Source organism: Paenibacillus sp. 01L418 (genome assembly GCF_056400045.1).
Genome location: NZ_JBFTSN010000774.1, coordinates 1 through 1181 on the forward strand (window position 1 = coordinate 1; position 1181 = coordinate 1181).

The 1181-nt window shown below is 40.3% G+C and carries 1 protein-coding gene; it reads left to right on the top strand.

Features of this window, described 5'->3' with window-relative positions:
- Positions 1–818: 818 nt before the first annotated feature.
- Positions 819–1181 (top strand): NAD(P)H-dependent oxidoreductase (locus AC1DSE_RS35540; RefSeq protein ID WP_477529155.1); only part of this gene is annotated, 363 nt, incomplete at its 3' end.

Below are 1181 nucleotides of genomic sequence, written 5' to 3' on the forward strand. Positions count from 1 at the left end.
GGATCATAGTGTACCATAGCAATGAAAGTGATCATAGGTCAATAACCAAGTTTCTAAATAGGGCATTGATTGCCTTAACCGTAATAACAATTTGTTGTGTACTCTTTGTCTTGGATATTATCCCCCCACTGAACGAATTATTCTAAATATAAGTACGTATCCAGTAAATTCAAAAATCTGAACAGAGAAAACACATGTTGCTATGTCTGAGTAAATCATGGGTGTATGAAAACGGGGAGTAGGCATTGGCGACCAAAAATGTGACTGTGACTACATGATTAAATTAAAGGATTATGCGTTCAACATACTAGCAGCAAAGAGCCAGTGATCAATACCGTGGTAGCGCTGTGGTAGCAAACCTCTAATAACGCTTGGAAATCAAGGGAAACATTCGGAAATAATTGATGACCGAAATCCTTATGAGAGTAGGCTTCCGAGCATTGCAAATTACATAAGGATACCTGAAGGGCTACATTGACAGGGTAGGGGTCACAGGTTCGAACCCTGTTCAGATCACCATAACTTAAACTTCGGAAGCCTTGATAATCAAGGCTTTTTTTGTTTTTATACTCAAAACTGCGAGATCTTAACCCTCAGATTCTCCTCAACATTCTCTCCTTGACTACATTAAGCATTCCATTTCCCATTCAAATCAGTATAGATTTTTTAAAAGATTTGATTAACATTTTGGGACTAACTGTTCGGTACAGTACTTACCTTATGGTAAGTAGGTGAACTAAAAGTGCATACTTCCGCAATACGGCGATGCGATCTATACTCTAGTTCAGAAACAAATACCGCTCAAGGAGGGCAATACATTGAAAACACTTATTATCATTACACATCCAAACATGGAAGCATCCATCGTCAATAAAAGCTGGGCGGATGAGCTTCGTAAATATCCCGACAAATATACGGTTCACGATTTGCACGGAGCCTATCCCGACGGAAAAATCGACGTGGAAAAGGAACAACAGTTGATTGAAGCGCATAGCAATTTAGTTTTGCAGTTCCCTGTTTACTGKTTCAGTTCTCCACCGCTGCTTAAACAATGGCTTGACGAGGTGCTAACTTACGGGTGGGCATACGGGTCAAAGGGCGATAAATTAAGAAATCGAAAAACCGCCCTAGCTGTAACCGCTGGTGGACGGGAAAAAGACTTTACCGAAGAAGGGAAACTA